Source organism: Rhodoplanes sp. SY1, assembly GCF_046000175.1.
GTDB lineage: Bacteria > Pseudomonadota > Alphaproteobacteria > Rhizobiales > Xanthobacteraceae > Rhodoplanes.
The window spans coordinates 48,044-65,778 of record NZ_JBEOMB010000060.1 but is presented as its reverse complement, the minus strand read 5'-3'; the positions used below and the strand labels follow the sequence as shown (position 1 = coordinate 65,778).

The 17,735-nt window shown below is 69.8% G+C and carries 11 protein-coding genes; 5 read left to right on the top strand and 6 right to left on the bottom strand.

The window, feature by feature from the left end; all coding sequences use genetic code 11:
• Positions 1-246: 246 nt before the first annotated feature.
• Positions 247-2,910: an MMPL family transporter gene (locus ABTU92_RS16795; RefSeq protein ID WP_408092594.1), complete on the bottom strand. Its 2,664-nt coding sequence runs from the start codon at positions 2,908-2,910 to the stop codon at positions 247-249.
• A 583-nt stretch (positions 2,911-3,493) separates the two neighbouring features.
• Here ABTU92_RS16795 and hpnH point away from each other — a divergent pair.
• The 4 genes from hpnH (at position 3,494) to ABTU92_RS16775 (ending at position 10,657) form a co-directional block, all read left to right on the top strand.
• On the top strand, positions 3,494-4,636 hold the full coding sequence (gene hpnH / locus ABTU92_RS16790) for an adenosyl-hopene transferase HpnH (protein ID WP_408092592.1): 1,143 nt from the start codon (positions 3,494-3,496) through the stop codon (positions 4,634-4,636).
• Positions 4,637-4,856: 220 nt separating this feature from the next.
• Entirely contained in the window at positions 4,857-5,543 is a 687-nt protein-coding gene (locus ABTU92_RS16785; RefSeq protein ID WP_408092590.1) for a phosphoribosyltransferase, read from the top strand.
• A 654-nt stretch (positions 5,544-6,197) separates the two neighbouring features.
• Positions 6,198-7,451, top strand: a complete 1,254-nt coding sequence (locus ABTU92_RS16780) for an efflux RND transporter periplasmic adaptor subunit (protein ID WP_408092588.1) — start codon at positions 6,198-6,200, stop codon at positions 7,449-7,451.
• A gap of 14 nt (positions 7,452-7,465) precedes the next feature.
• Positions 7,466-10,657 carry a multidrug efflux RND transporter permease subunit gene (locus ABTU92_RS16775; RefSeq protein WP_408092586.1) on the top strand — a complete coding sequence of 1,064 codons (3,192 nt, stop codon included), beginning with the start codon at positions 7,466-7,468 and terminating at the stop codon, positions 10,655-10,657.
• Between the two features lie 159 nt (positions 10,658-10,816).
• Here the strand turns inward: ABTU92_RS16775 and ABTU92_RS16770 are convergent, their stop codons facing one another.
• Positions 10,817-11,164: a hypothetical protein gene (locus tag ABTU92_RS16770; RefSeq protein ID WP_408092584.1), complete on the bottom strand. Its 348-nt coding sequence runs from the start codon at positions 11,162-11,164 to the stop codon at positions 10,817-10,819.
• Between the two features lie 254 nt (positions 11,165-11,418).
• On the opposite strand from ABTU92_RS16770, the gene ABTU92_RS16765 reads away from it, so the two are divergent.
• On the top strand, positions 11,419-12,315 hold the full coding sequence (locus ABTU92_RS16765; protein WP_408092582.1) for a LysR family transcriptional regulator: 897 nt from the start codon (positions 11,419-11,421) through the stop codon (positions 12,313-12,315).
• A 178-nt stretch (positions 12,316-12,493) separates the two neighbouring features.
• On the opposite strand, the gene ABTU92_RS16760 is transcribed toward ABTU92_RS16765, so the two are convergent.
• The 4 genes from ABTU92_RS16760 to ABTU92_RS16745 all read right to left on the bottom strand — a co-directional run bounded on the left by ABTU92_RS16760 (position 12,494) and on the right by ABTU92_RS16745 (position 17,707).
• A complete protein-coding gene (locus ABTU92_RS16760) occupies positions 12,494-15,343 on the bottom strand; it encodes a bifunctional transaldolase/phosoglucose isomerase (protein WP_408092580.1) in 2,850 nt (949 codons plus the stop codon).
• Positions 15,344-15,533: 190 nt separating this feature from the next.
• Entirely contained in the window at positions 15,534-15,929 is a 396-nt protein-coding gene (locus ABTU92_RS16755) for a response regulator (protein ID WP_408092578.1), read from the bottom strand.
• Positions 15,926-16,897 carry an HWE histidine kinase domain-containing protein gene (locus ABTU92_RS16750; RefSeq protein WP_408092576.1) on the bottom strand — a complete coding sequence of 324 codons (972 nt, stop codon included), beginning with the start codon at positions 16,895-16,897 and terminating at the stop codon, positions 15,926-15,928. Before ABTU92_RS16750 ends, ABTU92_RS16755 begins: the two co-directional genes overlap by 4 nt.
• A 189-nt stretch (positions 16,898-17,086) precedes the next feature.
• Positions 17,087-17,707: a YeeE/YedE thiosulfate transporter family protein gene (locus ABTU92_RS16745; protein ID WP_408092574.1), complete on the bottom strand. Its 621-nt coding sequence runs from the start codon at positions 17,705-17,707 to the stop codon at positions 17,087-17,089.
• Positions 17,708-17,735 lie beyond the last annotated feature (28 nt).

The window sequence follows — 17,735 nt, the reverse complement described above, 5'->3', positions numbered from 1 at the left end:
GCCCGCCCCGCCGCCGGCGGCGCCCGCCCGGCACCCGCGCCGCGCTGAGGCACGCCGCGCCCGCGTAGCCACGAACGAAACGAAGAATGCCCGCCGCGAGGCGGGCATTCTTTGATTCGGCGCTCGTTGGTGTGCTCGGGGATCCGATGTCCGCTCGTCCCCGCGAAGGCGGGGGCCCAGGAGCGGCATGACGTGCGGCTCTGAATCCCCGCTTTCGCGGGGATGAGCGGAGGATGGGGCACGGCCTCATTCCGCCGCCGGAACCTCGTCCTTGCGCGGGGCGGCCGCAGCGGGCGGCGGCGCCTCCGGCTCGTTCGGCTCCTCCTTCTCGATCACCCGCGGCGGGCCCATCAGGGCCGGCTGGAACAGCACCGCGAAGCACATCGTGGTGACGAGCGACAGCGCCAGGAGCTCGCCCATGCTCGACGTGCCGGGATGACTCGACATCCACAAGCTGCCGAACGCCGTCGCGGTGGTGAGCGCGCTCCACACCACGGCGCGGGTGAGGCTCGACTGCAGAAGCCCGGTCTGCCCGGCCCGCCAAGCCATGATGTAGTAGATCTTGAACGCGACGCCGACGCCGAGCAGCAGCGGCAGGGCGATGATGTTGGCGAAGTTCATTGGCATGCCGATCAGCACGCAGAACTCCAGCGTCAGCACGCCGGCGAGCAGCAGCGGCACCAGCGTGAGCAGCACGTCGCCGAAGCGCCGCAGCACGATCCACAGGAGGATCATGATGGAGACGAGGGCGTAGAGGCCGGCATGGACGAAGGCCGACACCACCGTCTCGCCCGACTTCAGGATCGAGATCGGCGCTCCCGTCGCGTCGGGATAGACGGCGAGGATGGACTGGGCGAAGCCGCGCAGCACCTCGGTGTCGTTCGGGTCGCCTTTCGGGGTCGCCTCGACGCGCACGCGGCCGTCGGCGGTGCGCCAGCCGGACACGAGATCGGGCGGCAGCGTCTCCAGCGTGATCGGCTGCGCCTGCAGGAGGTCGCGCCACTGGTCGAACACCGCCTTCAGCGGCACGATGAAGGCGGCCTCGACGGTCTCCCGCGTCGCCGGCGAGGCTGCGGCGAGGCGGCCGAGGGCTGCAGCGAGCCGCGCCGAGGCGACGGCGCCGGGGCCTGGCCGGTCGACCTGGATCTGGGTCAGCAGATCCTGGCCGCGCTTCAGGGCCGCGACCTTGTCCTCGTCGGTCGGGGTCGGCATCATCCGCGGGCTCAGCGCCGGGACCAGCACCTTCTTCAGGGACTCGAGAATCGCGAGCTTCTGCTCCTGGTCGGACGGCACGAAGCTGGTCAGCGTCATCACCCGGCCGACCTCCGGCAGCGTCCGCAGCTTCTGCACGGCCGCCTCCGCGGCGGTCGCGTTCGGCACCAGCACGTCGATCGCATTGGCGCCGACATTCGGATCGGCCCGCAGGTCGAGCAGCGTCGCCACCGACTCGACGTTCTTGTTGCGCAGGTTGACCGGATTGAAGTCGAAGGTGAGGAAGTAGAGGAGCGGCGAGCCGAGCAGCGCGACGCCCACGGTCCCGCCGATCACGGCGAAACGGTACCGCTCGAGGAAGCGGTCGACCGGCGCGAGCTGGCGATAGCCGATCTCCTCCGGCTCGCCGGCCGGCTTCATCACCTTCAGGAGCGCCGGCAGCAGCGTCACGCTGGTGACGAGTGCGATCAGCATGCCGACGCCGGCGATCTTGCCGAGCTCCGAGATGCCCGAATAATCGGTCGGCGTGAACGACAGGAACGCCGCCGCGACGGCACCGGCGGCGAGCGTCAGCGGCGCGCCGATCCGCCGCGCCGTGGCGACGAGGGCCGTCTCCAGATTGTCGATCTCGTGCCGCTCGGTGCGGTAGCGCACCGCGAACTGGATGCCGAAGTCGACGCCGAGCCCGATGAACAGCACCGCGAAGGCGACCGAGATCGGGTTGAGCGCATCGACCATCATCAGGCCGAGCGCCGCCGTGATGGCGAGGCCGACGAACATGTTGGCGTAGACGGCGAAGATCAGCTTGCCGGAGCGCAGCGCCATCCACAGGATGCCGAGCACCACCACCACGGTCAGGATGGCGTCGCGCACGGCGCCGGTCTGCATGGTGGAGAATTCCTCGTCGGCCATCGCGATCGGGCCGGTGAGGCGCACCCGCGCCTGGTACTGGCCCGCGAGGTCGAGGTCGCGGGCCGCGTCGCGGATCGCCGCCGACGCGGCGGCGCCCGGCTCCAGCGCCGAGTAGTCCAGCACCGGCCGCACCTGGATGAACTGCCGCAGGTCCTCCGGGGCGGGCGTCTTACCGGTCATCAGCGCCTGCCAGGAGAAGCTCGTCGGCTTGCCGCCCAGCGCCGTCTCGATGGTCGTCGCGGCGCGGTCGAAGGCGGGCGCGGCGGCGTCGAGCTGCACCATGTTGCCGCGCACGCCCGAGAGCACCAGCGACAGGCCCTGGACGAGGCCGCGCAGGCTCGGGTCGCCGCCCAGCGTGCGGACCAACGGTCCGGCCTGGGACAGGCCCTGGGCGGTCGTCTCGAGCTCCTGGACCGACTGGAACAGGAGCCCGTTGCGGGCGAAGAACGGACCGCCACCCGGATCCTCGACGGCGCGGAACGACGTCGTGTTCTGCTTCAGCTTGGCCGCGAGCGTCGCGGTGGCGCGCGAGGCGAGCTCCGGGGTCGGCGCGTCGACCACCACCAGGATGGTGTCGAAGCGGCCCGGGAACGACTTCTCGAACGCGATCTCGCGCTGGCGCCAGTCGAGCGCCGGCGAGATCAGCTTGTTGACGTCGGTGTCGATGGCGAAGTTGCGGGCCGCGTAGACACCGGCGACGACCGCCAGCACCAGATAGAGGCCGACGACGACCCGGGGGTGCCGAATGCAGAACCGGACGGTGCGGACGATCGACTTGACGAGCATGGGTTCCGTCGTGGGGGGTCAGAGGACGTCGCTTGGCTGGGGCGCTTGCCGGCCGGGACAGGGCGCTCGTCCCCGCGTCCGCCATCGCCACCTTCGCCGCACCGACGACGATAAACCGCGACCCCACCGGGGCCGCGCGAGCATGTGCTTCATAATAGGGCCGGAATTGAGGTGGCAACCCCGTGTGCGGCAGGCCGGATCCCCGCCGGACGGTGGAGTCGCGGAAGGCCGAGCCCTCCGGTCCACCAACGCGGGACCGCATCCGAGGGTTCAACACACGGATTATCAACGTGTTGCAGGCTAATGCGGAGGCGCGATAGGGGCCGTCGGAACTGCCGCGGGGGACGCCCGGGCGTGTCTCCGGCCTGAAACAACTGCGCGTTAACACGCGTTGGACGGCCTGGAATAGCGCCGAGGTGTCGATGAACGGGCGTTCATACGGCCAAACCAGCCGCCGGCCGGTGCTTGAACCGGCGGCGCCTTCCGATTAACACCAGAAGTTCTGCCGCCCGCCGAAGACGATATCGGAGCGATATCGACGACGGCACGGCGTGTCCGCAGGCGAGTTCGGGAAGCAGGAACAATGGCAATACCGTTCTTCAAGGAAATGCGTATTGGCGCGTATGTGCTCAAGCAGAAGCTGCTCGGGCGGAAGCGCTACCCGCTCGTGCTGATGCTGGAACCCCTGTTCCGCTGCAATCTCGCCTGCGCCGGCTGCGGCAAGATCGACTATCCGGACACCATCCTCAACCAGCGCATGTCGGTCGAGGAATGCCTCGCCGCCGTCGACGAGTGCGGCGCACCGATGGTCGCCATCCCGGGCGGCGAGCCGCTGATCCACAAGGAGATCGGCGAGATCGTCAAGGGCATCGTGGCGCGCAAGAAGTTCGTCTCGCTGTGCACCAACGCGCTGCTGCTCGAGAAGAAGCTGCACCTGTTCGAGCCGTCGCCCTATCTGTTCTTCTCGGTCCATCTCGACGGCCTGAAGGATCATCACGACCGCTCGGTGTGCCAGCCCGGCACGTTCGACAAGGCGGTGGCGGCGATCAAGGCCGCGAAGGCCAAGGGCTTCGCCGTCAACGTCAACGCGACGATCTTCGAAGGCATGCCGGCCGAGGACATCGCCAAGTATCTCGACTTCACGGCCGAGCTCGGCGTCGGCGTCTCGATCTCGCCCGGCTACGCCTACGAGCGCGCCCCCGACCAGCAGCACTTCCTCGCCCGCAAGCGCACCAAGGAGCTGTTCCGCAAGGTCTTCGCGCTCGGCAAGGGCAAGAAGTGGCAGTTCATGCATTCCGGCCTGTTCCTCGACTTCCTGGCCGGCAATCAGCAGTTCCAGTGCTCGCCCTGGGGCATGGCGACCCGCAACATCTTCGGCTGGCAGAAGCCCTGCTACCTGATCGGCGAGGGCTACGCCAAGACCTTCAAGGAGCTGATGGAGGAGACCGACTGGGACTCCTACGGCACCGGCCGCTACGAGAAGTGCGCCGACTGCATGGCCCATTGCGGCTACGAGCCGACCGCCGCCGACGCCACGATGCGCCAGCCGCTCGCGGCGCTGAAGGTCGCGCTGTTCGGCGTCAAGACCGAGGGCGAGATGGCCCCCGAGATCCCGCTCGAGAACCAGCGCCCGGCCGAGTACGTCTTCTCGCGTCACGTCGAGAAGAAGATCGCCGAGATCCACGCCGGCGAGAAGCCGAAGCCGCACCTCACCGCGGCGGAGTGAGGCGGGAGGCTTTCGCGAAGTCGTCCTCCTCATGGTGAGGAGCGGCCGCAGGCCGCGTCTCGAACCATGAGGCCGCCACGTCCTTCGAGACGCCGCCTTCGGCGGCTCCTCAGGACGAGGGCTGAGAGATGGCCCACCGAGCCCGTGTCGGCGGGACATCCGATTCCCGGACAAACCGGTCCGGCCGGCGTGTCCGCGCGTTGCAGGCGTTACCCATTCCATGTCGACCGAAGGCTTCTGGCAGCACCTTTATCCCGGCCCGGCGGGCGATTCCGCGGGCCTGCCGGGTCCGCCCTATGCGGACCGCTTTCCGGTGCCGGTCGGCGGCGGGCTCGTGCTCGACCTGCCGCTGCGCACGCTCCCCGAAGGCGACCGCGCCGTCGCCTCGATCATCATCAACCAGGCCTCCTTCGTCGTCGTCGACCGCTTCGCCGACGCGCTCGCGGGGCTCGGCCGCGAGCTCGCGCCGGATGTCGTCGTCGGCCTGCCGACGCTCGGCCTGACGCTGGCACCGAAGGTCGCGGAGCGTCTCGGCCACGTGAATTACGTTCCCATGGGGTACTCGCGAAAGTTCTGGTACGACGAGGCGCTCTCCGAGCCGGTCTCGTCGGTGACCACGCCCACCCAGCCGAAGCGCCTCTACCTCGATCCCAACCTGATCCCGCGGCTCGCCGGCAAGCGGGTCGTGATCGTCGACGACGTGGTGTCGCGCGGCACCACCGTGACGGCGGCGCGCCGCGTGCTCGACCGCGCCGGCGCCGCGACGGTCGGGGCGCTCGCCATCATGGGCCAGACCGAGCGCTGGAAGTCCGTGCTCGACGGCCTGCCGGTGCGCACCGTGTTCACCACCCCGCTGTTCGAGCGCCGCACCGACGGCTGGTGGCCGGTCGCGGCGGGGCCGGGCTGACCCCGGTTCCACGCTCCTCCGGTCTCGCGCGACGCAACGCCGCATGCCCGCCGCGGCGGGCGCCGGCGTCCCCCGCAAGCCCAGTGATCGCAAGTGGTTCCCGCCGCTCGACGGGACTGGCGGCACGGCGCGGTACGGCGGTGCGACAATGTTGCGGCCACCCGGGAGATTGCGATCGGGATTGTCGAGATGTAGCTCTGGATCGAGGGGATTCGTGTCCGTGATGTATACTGTCAGAACGACGCTACTATAGCTCGATCGACGAGCGTATACGATCGTCGTCAGGTGATAGAATACGAAACGGTATGATAATAATAAACGATTGTTCTGATTTCTTGCAGTGCAGCATAAGCAAAGTTCTGCCGTATTCATCGGGTGACACTGAAAGCTGAACGGCTGTTAAGAAAGCCGTAACGCTGCCCGGGGGACACTGGGGCAGCAGAACGAGCGGGCCGACCACCGGTCGAAGCCCAGCCGCGCGGGGAGTTTCAGACGGCCGGAGTGCGGCGCCGTGGCGGACCTCGTCCGCTAGGCGCCGAATCGGTGCGTGGCGAGCGGACGGCCCTGGCCGTCCGGTGGCGGAGCCGTGTCCGGGCCGCCGCGACGACGTCGACGTGACGCTTGGACGTGATGCTGGACTGTGGAGGTGACGACATGACGGTTCTCGATTTCCTGAACCGCCGGACCGGGACTGCTCTGGTGCTGCTGGCCGGGCTCGGACTGGCGGCCTGTACCGAGGCCCAGACCACGGTCGCCACCCAGGAGAAGGGTGCGACACCGCCGCCGGAGGTGTCGGTGGTGACGCTGCAGCCAGCGCCGCGTCCGTATGTTCGCGAGCTGCCCGGCCGCATCGCGCCGGTGCGCATCGCCGAGGTGCGGGCCCGCGTGTCCGGCATCGTGGTCGAGCGGCCGTTCCGGCAGGGCGCCGACGTGAAGGCCGGTGACGTTCTCTATCGGCTCGACTCGCAGCCCTACGAGGTCGAGCGCGACGCCGCCCGGGCGGCCCTCGCCAAGGCGGAGGCGGTGCTGGAGCAATCCGAGAAGCAGGCCAAGCGCATCGAGGAGCTGCTCGTCGGTCGTGCCGCCTCGCAGGTCCAGCACGAGACCGCGGTCGCGACCTTCCGCCAGGCGCAGGCCGACGTCGCCGCCAAGAAGGCCGCGGTCGCCCGCGCCGAGCTCAATCTCGGCTATGCCAGCATCCGCTCGCCGATCGACGGTCGCGTCGGTCGCGCCCTCGTCACCGAGGGCGCGCTGGTCGGGCAGGGCGAGGCGACCCATCTCGCCACCGTCCAGCAGCTCGACCGCGTCTATGCGGACTTCACGCAGTCGGTCGAGGAGGTGCAGCAGCTCCGCCGCGACTTCGAGTCCGGGGCGCTGGAGCAGGTCGCTCCCGACACCGCCAAGGTGCGCCTCGTGCGCGCCGACGGCACGCTCTATCCGCACGCCGGCAAGCTCCTGTTCTCCGACGCCAGCGTCGATCCCTCGACCGGCCAGGTGACGCTGCGCGGCGAGTTCCCCAACCCGAAGGGCGAGCTGCTGCCCGGCATGTATGTGCGGGTGCAGATCGAGCAGGGCATCGACGGCGACTCGCTCGCCGTGCCGCAGCAGGCCGTGCAGCGCGACGACACCGGCGAGAGCCGCCTATTCCTGGTGCGCGACGACAACCGCGCGCATCCGACGCCCGTGCGGGTCGGCCGTGTCGTCGACGATCAGTGGCTGCTGCTCGACGGCGCCCACCCGGGCGACAAGGTGATCGTCGAGGGCTTCCAGAAGTTCGTGCCCGGCGATGTCGTCGAGCCGGTGCCCTATCGGCCCGGCCATCAGCGCCGCGCCGACGCCGAGGCGGCGGCCGGCGGCGGCCGCGCCGGCGAGCCCACCGGCGAGACCACCGGCTCCGTCGTGCGCTGACGCCGGGGCCGAGGATGCCGTCCTTCTTCATCGATCGGCCGATCTTCGCGGTCGTGGTAGCGCTGTTCGTCAGCCTGTTCGGGCTCCTGGCGCTGCCCTTCCTGCCGATCGCGCAGTATCCGATCATCGCGCCGCCCTCGATCTCGATCTCGACCAGCTATCCGGGCGCCTCGCCGGAGAACCTGTACAACAGCGTCACCCGGCTGATCGAGGAGGAGCTCAACGGCGCGAGCGGCATCCTCAACTTCGAATCGACCTCCGACTCGCTCGGCGCGGTCGAGATCATCGCCAACTTCGTTCCCGGCACCGACTCGAACCTCGCCTCGGTCGAGGTGCAGAACCGCATCAAGCGGGTCGAGGCGCGCCTGCCGCGCGCCGTCATCCAGCAGGGCATCCTGATCGAGGAAGCCTCCAGCGCGGTGCTGCAGATCATCACGCTCTCGTCGACCGACGGCAGCCTCGACGAGGTCGGGCTCGGCGACTTCATGATCCGCAACGTGCTGGGCGAGATCCGGCGCATCCCCGGCGTCGGCCGGGCGACGTTGTTCTCGACCGAGCGGTCGCTGCGCGTCTGGCTCGATCCGGCCCGCCTCGTCGGCTACAACCTCACCGCCGACGACGTGACGAAGGCGATCGAGGCGCAGAACGCCCAGGTCGCCTCCGGCAGCATCGGGGCGGAGCCGAGCCGGCCCGGCCATCCGGTCTCGGCCATGGTGCTGGTCAAGGGTCAGCTGTCCTCGCCCGAGGAGTTCGGCGCGATCGTGCTGCGCGCCAACGCTGACGGCTCGACGGTGCGGCTGCGCGACGTCGCCCGCATCGCGGTGGGCGGCATGGGCTATCAGTTCACCACCCGCCAGGACGGCAAGCCGGTCGCCGGCCTCTCGGTGATGCTCGCGCCGACCGGCAACGCGCTCGCCACCGCCCGGGCCGTGCATGCCAAGATGGCGGAGCTGGCGACCTACTTCCCGCAGACCATCAAGTACGAGATCCCCTACGACATCACGCCCGTCGTGCAGGCGTCGATCACCAAGGTGCTGATGACGCTGGGCGAGGCCGTGATCCTGGTGTTCCTGGTGATGTTCCTGTTCCTGCAGAACATCCGCTACACCATCATTCCGACGCTCGTGGTGCCGGTGGCGCTGCTCGGCACCTGCGCGGTGCTGCTGCTCGGCGGCTTCTCGATCAACATGCTGACCTTGTTCGCCATGGTGCTGGCGATCGGCATCCTGGTCGACGACGCCATCGTCGTGGTGGAGAACGTCGAGCGCATCATGGCCGAGGAGGGGCTCGGGCCGCGCGAGGCGACCCGCAAGGCGATGAGCCAGATCTCCGGCGCCATCGTCGGCATCACGCTGGTGCTGATGGCCGTGTTCGTTCCGATGGCGTTCTTCCCGGGCTCGGTCGGCATCGTCTATCGCCAGTTCTCCGTCACCATGGTGGCGGCGATCGGCTTCTCGGCCCTGATGGCGCTGTCGCTGACACCCGCCTTGTGCGCGACGCTGCTCAAGCCGGTGGCCCATCACGGTCCCGGCCGCGGTCCGTTCGGTCTGTTCAACCTGTTCCTCGACCGCATCAAGGATCGCTACGGCCGCTTCGTCGGCTGGTCGCTCGCCCGCACCGGCCGGATGCTGGTCGTGTTCGCCGTGATCGTCGTCGCGATGGGCTGGATGTTCGCGCGCCTTCCGGCCGGCTTCCTGCCGATCGACGACCAGGGCTTCATCACGGTCGACGTGCAGTCGCCGCCCGACGCCTCGTTCAACCGCACGCTGGCGGTGGTCGAGGAGGTCGAGAAGTTCCTGGTGGAGCGCAAGGGCGTCGACGGCGTCACCTTCCTCACCGGCTTCAGCTTCCTCGGCCAGGGCGCCAACACGGCGCAGGCCTTCGTGACGCTCGAGAACTGGTCGAAGCGCGGCCCCGACGACTCGGCGGCCGCGATCGTCGCCGACGTCAACAAGAGCCTCGCCGGCGTCAAGGACGCGCGGGTCTCGGCGCTCGAGCCGCCGCCCATCGACAACCTCGGCAACTCGTCCGGCTTCAGCTTCCGTCTGCAGGACCGCGGCCAGAAGGGCTATGCCGAGCTGATGAAGGCGAAGGACCAGCTCCTCGCGGCGGCGCGCCGGAGCCCCGTGCTGCAGGACGTGTTCGTCGAAGGGCTGCCGCCGGCCCCGCAGGTCGAGCTGATCATCGATCGCGAGAAGGCGGCGGCGCTCGGCGTCGCCTTCCAGGAGATCAACGCGACGATCTCGACCAATCTCGGCTCCGCCTACATCAACGACTTCCCCAACCGCGGCCGCATGCAGCGCGTTATCGTGCAGGCCGACGACCGCGCCCGCATGCAGGCCGAGGACATCCTCGGCTTCAACGTGCGCAACGCCAAGGGCACGCTCGTCCCGTTCTCGTCCTTCGCCACGGTGTCGTGGTCGGTGGGGCCGAGCCAGGTGGTCGGCTTCAACTACTATCCCTCGGTGCGGATCAGCGGCGCGGCCCGGCCCGGCTTCACGTCGGGCGACGCCATCGCCGAGATGGAGCGGATCGCGGCGACGCTGCCGCGCGGCTTCGGCTTCGAGTGGACCGGCCAGTCGCTGCAGGAGAAGGCGGCCGGCTCGCAGGCGCCGCTCCTCCTGGCGCTCTCGGCGCTCGTCGTGTTCCTGGTGCTGGCCGCCTTCTACGAGAGCTGGACCGTTCCGATCGCGGTGCTGCTCGTGGTGCCGCTCGGCATCCTCGGCGCCGTCGCGGCCGTGACGCTGCGCGGCATGCCGAACGACGTCTACTTCACCATCGGGCTGATCACGATCATCGGGCTCGCCGCCAAGGACGCGATCCTGATCATCGGCTTCGCCCGCGACCTCAATCTCGCCGGCATGCCGCTGGTGCCGGCCACGATCGAGGCGGCGCGCCTGCGCTTCCGGCCGATCCTGATGACCGGCTTCGCCTTCGCGTCGGGCGTCGCCCCGATGGTGATCGCCTCCGGCGCCAGCGCCAAGAGCCAGCAGGCGCTCGGCACCGGCGTGCTCGGCGGCATGATCGCCGTCGTGGTGCTGGCCCTGATCATGGTGCCGGTGCTGTTCGTCACGGTGCAGCGCCTGCTCGGCAGCGAGGGCGCGCGCGGCCGCGGCCTTCTCCTCCAGGCGCGGCGTCGCCTGATGCGGCACCGGAGGCGCAAGCTACGCAAGCACGGCGTGGAGGCCGCGCCCCAGGAGGCGTGAGTCGGGCGAGGTTCGCTCGATCAGTTCTCCGTCATTCCGGGGCGCAGCGAAGCTGCGAACCCGGAATCCAGCGGCAAACTCCGACAATGGGGCTGGATTCCGGGTTCGGCGCTACGCGCCGCCCCGGAATGACCTTCGAAGTGATCAGCCGAAAGAGGATCAGATCGTCGGCAGTGTGGTCCGACGCCAGCGGCGGCCGGCCTCGCGGCGGTGCGCGCAGGCGCGGGCGATGCGCCGCGTCACGGCCGCGAGACGCTCGGTCGCGACGTCGACCCGCACCGCGGCGAGGCGATAGCCCCCGCCGAAGCGGTCGAGCAGATCGCGCGGCGTCACTACGGGCGATGGACCTGTGGCAGGGATCTCGCAGCGTCCGATCAGCGTGCCGGTCTCGCCGTCCCAGGCGGCGACCATCATGGTCGGGTGCGCGGCAGAGCCGGCGCGGGTCACCGAATAACTGAACCCGGGATCATCCGGATTCCGCAGCAATGTCTCAAATGCGCGGCTCACGACACTGATCCTCGTGCTCGACCGACCGGATCAGCATGCGCGGACTATTCTCACGCGCCGGGTAAGAAAGGCCCGCCGGGCGCGGCGTTTTCGCCGGCGTGGTCGAGAGCCGGTCGCCGGGATCGTGACAATTTTATCGAAACGCGTTGCGGGCGCTTCTGCCCTGAACCACACGCATGGATTGGTCTCGGCGAGGCCGTATCGAGGTGCGGCGTCTCCCAGTAAGATGCCGGGTCCGTGGTCGAGGTTATGCCGTGCGTATCGACTTCCTGGGGCTCGAAGCCTTTCTCAGCATCGCCGAGCGCGGCAGCTTCCATCGCGCCGCCGCCAACCTGAACCTGTCGCAGACGGCGCTGAGCCATCGGATGCGCAAGCTCGAGGACGATCTCGGCGTCAAGCTCCTGGTGCGCACGACCCGGCACGTCGCGCTGACCCCGGCCGGCCTCGATCTGTTGCCGAAGGCGCGCCGCATCCTCGACGAGGCGGTGCGCTCCTTCGAGGATCTGCGTCGCCAGGGCCGCGCCCAGCAGGAGCGGCTGGCGATCGGCTGCCTGCCCACCATCTCGATCCGCTACATCCCGCGCGTGCTCGCCGAGTTCACCAAGATGTATCCGAACCTCGACGTGCAGGTGTTCGACAACTCGGCCGGCGAGATCGCCGATCACGTCCAGTCCGGCCGCGCCGAGTTCGGCATCACCATCGTGTCGGTGAACCGCTGGGATCTCGAGGTGACCGAGCTCCTCAAGGAGCCGTTCGTGCTGGTGTGCCCGGCCGAGCACCGTTTCGCCGCCGAGAAGGCGATCACCTGGGCGGATCTCGAAGGCCAGCCGCTGGTGCGGGTCAGCCCGCAGACCGGCAATCGCGTGCTGATCGACGACGCGCTCGGGCCGCGCCGCGAGACGCTGGCCTGGCGTTACGAAGTGCAGCATCTCTCCACCGCGGTCAGCCTGGTCGCCTCCGGGATCGGGCTCGCCGTGGTGCCGCGCCTCGCCGTCGAGGCGAGCGGCCGCACCGGCATCGCCACGGTCGCGCTGCGCAATCCGAGCGTGACGCGCTCGCTCGGCGTGGTGATCAAGCGCGGCCTGCCGCTGTCGCCGGCCGCCGAGGATCTGCTGAAGCTGATCAGCCGGACATTGCGCAGCCGGGAGTGACGGCACAGCCTCTCGGTGGTCGTCGTCCGCGCAGGCGAGGGCTTTGCAGAATTGGTCATTCCGGGGCGCGCCGAAGGCGCGAACCCGGAATCCAACGGCGGATTGCGCATTCTGGGCTGGATTCCGGGTCCGGCGCCCCGCGCCGGCCCGGAATGACCGAACGCTTCGACAGGCCGCCTCAGCTCAGCGCCTGCTCGACCGCCGCGGCCAGCGCCGAGAGGCCCGCCCCGACGTCGGTCTTGATGTGGATGCGCAGCGCACGGCGGCCCCGCTCGGCGAGCACGCCGAAGTCGCCGCGCGCCTGCGCCGCCTTGACGATGCCGAAGCTCGCGGTCTGTCCGGGGATCGCGAGATCCGGATGGTCGTCGGCGGTGATCTGCAGGACGACGCCGGTGTCCGGGCCGCCCTTGTAGGCCTGGCCGGTGGAGTGCAGGAAGCGCGGCCCGAAGCCGACGCAGGTCGCCACCGTCTTGTGCGCCCGCACCGCGAGCCGCATCGCCTGCAGGGTTCCGACATGCGCCGGGTTGCGGGCCACGTAGGCGAGCAGCGCGACGTAGTCGCCCGGCTTCACCCGGGCGAGATGCGCCTTCAGCCAGCTCGCCGGATCGGCCCCGGCGCCGGCGGCACGCAACGCCTCGGCGTTCTTCGGGTCGGTGAAGACGTCGAACGAGCCGCTCGACGCCACCGGGGTCTCGGGCGGCAGCTTGCCGGTCGCCTCGAACGCCGCGGTCAGCTCGCGGGTCTTGATCTTCGAGGCTTCCACGTCCGGCTGGTCGAACGGGTTGATGCCCAGCACGGCGCCGGCCACCGCGGTCGCGATCTCGAACCGGAAGAATTCCTGGGCGATGGCGGCGCGGTCGCGCAGCGTGATGCGAACCACCGGGTGGCCGGCCTGCTCCAGCGCCTTGATCTCGGCGTCGTGCGGCGACGCCGCATCGGAGGCGAGCCGCAGGTCGACGAACACCCGGTCCTTGCCGTAGCAGACGACCGAGCCGAGCGGCTCGCCGTCGACCGGGATGATCGCCTTGCCGTTCTTGCCGGTCGACTCGGCGACGAGCTGCTCGGTCCAGGCGCCGAAGTCGGCCAGCGCCGGCGAGGCCAGCATCGTCATCTTGTCACGTCCCGCCTGGGCGGCGAGCCCGAGCACGACGCCGAGCTGAACGCCGGGATTGGCGGCGGGCGGAACGTCCGGGCCACAGGCGTGCACCATCACGTCGGCCGAGTCGAGGAAGGCGGCGACGTCGATGCCGGCGGCGGCCGCCGGCACCAGGCCGAACGGCGACAGCACCGAGTAGCGGCCGCCGATCGTCGGCTCGCCGTGGAAGATCTTTCGGAAGCCGTCGCGCTTCGCCACCTTCTCCAGCGACGAGCCCGGATCCGTGACGGCGACGATATGGCTGCCCGCCTTGTCGCCGACCGTCTTCTTCAGGCGATCGAAGAAGTAGGCGAGCATCACGTTGGGCTCGGTGGTCGAGCCCGACTTGCTCGATACGATGACGAGCGTGGTGGCGAGCTTCACGGCCGCCTCGGTGGCGCGCACCTGCGCCGGGTCGGTCGAGTCGAGGATGCGCAGCTTCGGGAAGCCGGCCTGCGGCCCGAACACTTCGGCCAGCACCTCCGGGCCGAGGCTCGAACCGCCCATGCCGAGGAGGAGCACGTCGGTGAAGCCGGCGGCCTTCACGTCGGCCGCGAAGGCCTGGTAGTCGGCGAGCTTCGCCCGGCCCTCGATCGTGCCGGTCAGCCAGCCGAGCCACTTCGCCTCGTCGGCGCCGGTCCACACGCTCGCGTCCTTGGCCCACAGGCGGCGGATCAGGCCTTCGGCGCGCCAGCGCTCGGTCTCCTTCGCCACCGCCGCGGCGAGATCGCGCGGCACCGTGATGGTCTGCGCGTTGATGCGATCGCCGAGCACCTGGGCGCGCTTCTGGGCGACGGCGCCCAAAAGCTTGTCGGCCGCGTCGGCGAACAGCTGCACGCCCTCGGTGACGAGCTGGTCCGTGATCGCGTCGAGCGCGATGCCGAGACGGTCGAGCGCGGCGAGCGCCTGCTCCGCCTCGTCGACGCCGCGCTGCAGGGTCGCGGCCGGGGTGCCGTGGTCGCGGAAGGCGTCGAGAGTCGCCGGCGGCACCGTGTTGACGGTGTCGGGGCCGATCAGCTCGTCGACATAGAGGACGTCGCTGTAGGCCTTGTTCTTGGTGCCGGTCGACGCCCACAGGAGCCGCTGCGGCCGCGCGCCCTTGGCGGCGAGCGATTTCCAGCGCGCGCCCGCGATCATCTGCTCGTAGCTGCGATAGGCGAGCTTGGCGTTGGCGATGGCGATCTCGCCCAAAAGCTCCTCGATGCGCGCCTTCTCGGCCGGGTCGGTCGCGGCCGCCGCCTTCGCCTCGAGCTGGGCGTCGACGGCGCTGTCGATGCGGCTGACGAAGAAGCTCGCGACGCTCGCCGCCTTCGATACGTCGCCGCCCTTGGCGGCGAGGTCCTCGAGCCCGGCCATGTAGGCCTCGGCAACCTCCTCGTAGACCTGACGGGCGAACAGCAGCGTCACGTTGACGTTGATGCCCTCGCCGATCAGCGTGCGCACCGCCGGCACGCCCGGCGCCGTGCCCGGCACCTTGACCATCAGGTTCGGCCGGCCGACATCGGCCCACAGGCGCCGTGCCTCGGCGACCGTCGCCTCGGTGTCGAGCGCCAGATAGGGCGACACCTCCAGGCTGACATAGCCGTCGGCCCCGCCGGTCGCGTCGTAGACCGGGCGCAGCACGTCGGCGGCCTTCTGGATGTCGGCGATCGCGAGCTGCTCGTAGAGGTCGACGACGCTGCGGTCACCATCGGCGAGGGCCGCCCGGATGGCGTCGTCGTACTCGGACGAGCCGCCGATCGCCTTCTCGAAGATGGCCGGATTGGAGGTGACGCCGCGGACGCCGTCGTCGGCGACCAGCCGGGCGAGGTCACCCTTCTCGACGAAGCCGCGGGCGACGAAATCGAGCCACACGGCCTGACCCTGGGCGTGCAGCGCTTTCAAAAGGGACATGATCCAGATCCACGGTTTACGGATGCTGCCGGGTCGACGGCGGACGAACGGTCCGCCGCGGCCGGGCCGGCGCGAAGCTCGGGCCGATCTTAGACCTTCGGGCGGACGCCACAACGACTACCCGGGCGATATTGGGTCCGCGACCGTGGCGCGGCCAGGGGTCTCCGGGCGGCCAGTCGGTGTGGCCCGGTCACGCTTCCGCGATAACGGCTTCGAGCGCCCGAGCGAGGCTTTCGGAGCGGAACGGCTTCTGGACGACCGGCCGGTCGGCCCAGTCGGGCGCCAGCCCGTCGACCCCGTAGCCGGTGGTGAAGACGAAGGGAATGCCGCGCGCCCGCAGCCGCTCGGCGACCGGATAGACCTCGACCCCGTCGAGATTGACGTCGAGCACGGCGACGTCCGGGGCCTCCTCGTCGAGCGCCGCGAAGGCGTCCTCGATGCAGGCGACGTTGCGCACGACCTTGCAGCCGAGCTCGCGCAGGACGTCCTCGATGAGGAACGAAATGATGGCTTCGTCCTCGACGATGAGGACGTTCAGACGACCGAAGCTCGGATAGGACGGGTCTTCGTTTTCGTCCGACATCATCCCGGCGTCGACGACAATGGAATATCCATCGTACATCGCAGTCCGGAGGGATCCCAGTCAAGCACGGTGGTGCCGTGCAACTGGCGAGCGAGGCCCTCGCGAACGAGCCGCGAGCCGAAGCCGGCCCGGGCGGGGGGCTCCTGCACGGACGGGCCGCCGCGCTCCTCCCAGACGATCCGGACGGTCGGCACCTCGCCGCGGTCCTCGACGCTCCAGCCGACCGTCACGTGGCCGGTCGCGACCGACAGCGCGCCGTGCTTGGTGGCGTTGGCGGCGAGCTCGTGAAACACCAGCGAGAGGGTCAGGGCCGCCTGGGCGCCCAGCCGGATGGTGTCGCCGGCGGCGCGCAGCCGGTCCGGGCGGCCGGCGCAGCTCGGCTCGACGGCGCTCTCGACGATGGTGCGAAGGTCGATCGGCTCCCACCGCCCGCGGGTGAGCTGGTCGTGCGCCCGGCTCAGCGCGACGAGGCGGCCCTCGAAGTCGTCCTGCGCCTCGCGCGGCAGCCCGCATTTGCGGATCGTGTGGTCGGCGAACGTCTGCACGGTGGCGAGCGCGTTCTTGACCCGGTGATTGAGCTCGTTGAGCAGCGCGCGCTGCGCGTGGTCGGCGCGCTTGCGCTCGGTGATGTCCTGGAAGCAGCCGACGGCGCCGACCAGGGCGCCGTCCTCGGTGATCGGCTCGACATTGGCGAGCACGATGGCCCGCCCGCCGTCGGAGCGCTCCAGCACGATCTCGCGGTCGCGCACCGGCTGGCCGGTCCGCATGAACTGCCCGACCGGCGTGTCGGCGAGGCCGAGATGATGATGGGCCGGATCGGTGTCCCGCACCGGACGGGGCGGCCACGCGGAGGGGGAGTCGTCGGTGACGATCGGTGAGCGGCCCCACATCTCGGCCGCCCGACGGTTGCAGTGGACGATCGCGCCGGCACCGTCGCAGAGATAGGCGGCGACCGGGAGCGAGTCCAGCATCTCCTTCCAGGAGCTCAGCTTTCCGGACGCGATCGGGGATCCTCGACCGCCCTGATCGGGCCTGCTCACAGCGGCATCCATGGCGTGACCTTCACCGGGCGTTTTCGTGGCGGAACCACGACCGCGCCGACAACGCGCCACCGCGGAAATGGTTCCATCGCCCGGTTTGCCCTGCCCGCCGCATTAGTCCTATTCGGCGGGGACGACCCGAGGGCCGGAGGGCCGCTCGGCCGGCGCATCGAGATCGCCATCGGCATTGCGGCCGATCTCGCCGCGCCACGGCCGCCACAGCTCGAGGGCGATCAGCACCGCGACGAGCGCGGCGGCGAGCGCGAGCGCCCCGATCCAGTACGGGATGCCGAGGATCTGCGCGAACGTGATCTTGCCCTGCCCTTGGCCCAGGAAGGTCGTCTTCAGCCACGGCTCGGCATACGAGAAGGTCACGGCTCCGGCGAGACCGCCGATGAGCGTGAAGATCGCGTCACGATAGCCGGCGCCGATCTGGGCGAGCGTCGTGCCCGGGCAGGCCCCCGCGAGCGCGATGCCGATGCCGAGGATCAGGCCGCCGACCACGTCGGCGGCATAGAGGGCCGCCTTGGGCTGCAGCTTGACGATGCCGAGCCCGTTGAGAACCGCCAGCACCACGGCGCCGGTGGCGACCGCGGCGAGGAACATCTTGAGCATGACGAAGCTGCGCATCTGCATCTGCCCGACGATGATGCCGGGCTCGAAGACGCGCCCCTTCTCCAGCAGGAAGCCGAACACCACGCCCATGGCGAGACCGACCGGCACGGCGACGAAAAGCGACATGGAACTCTCCTCTTCTCGAATCGTCCGG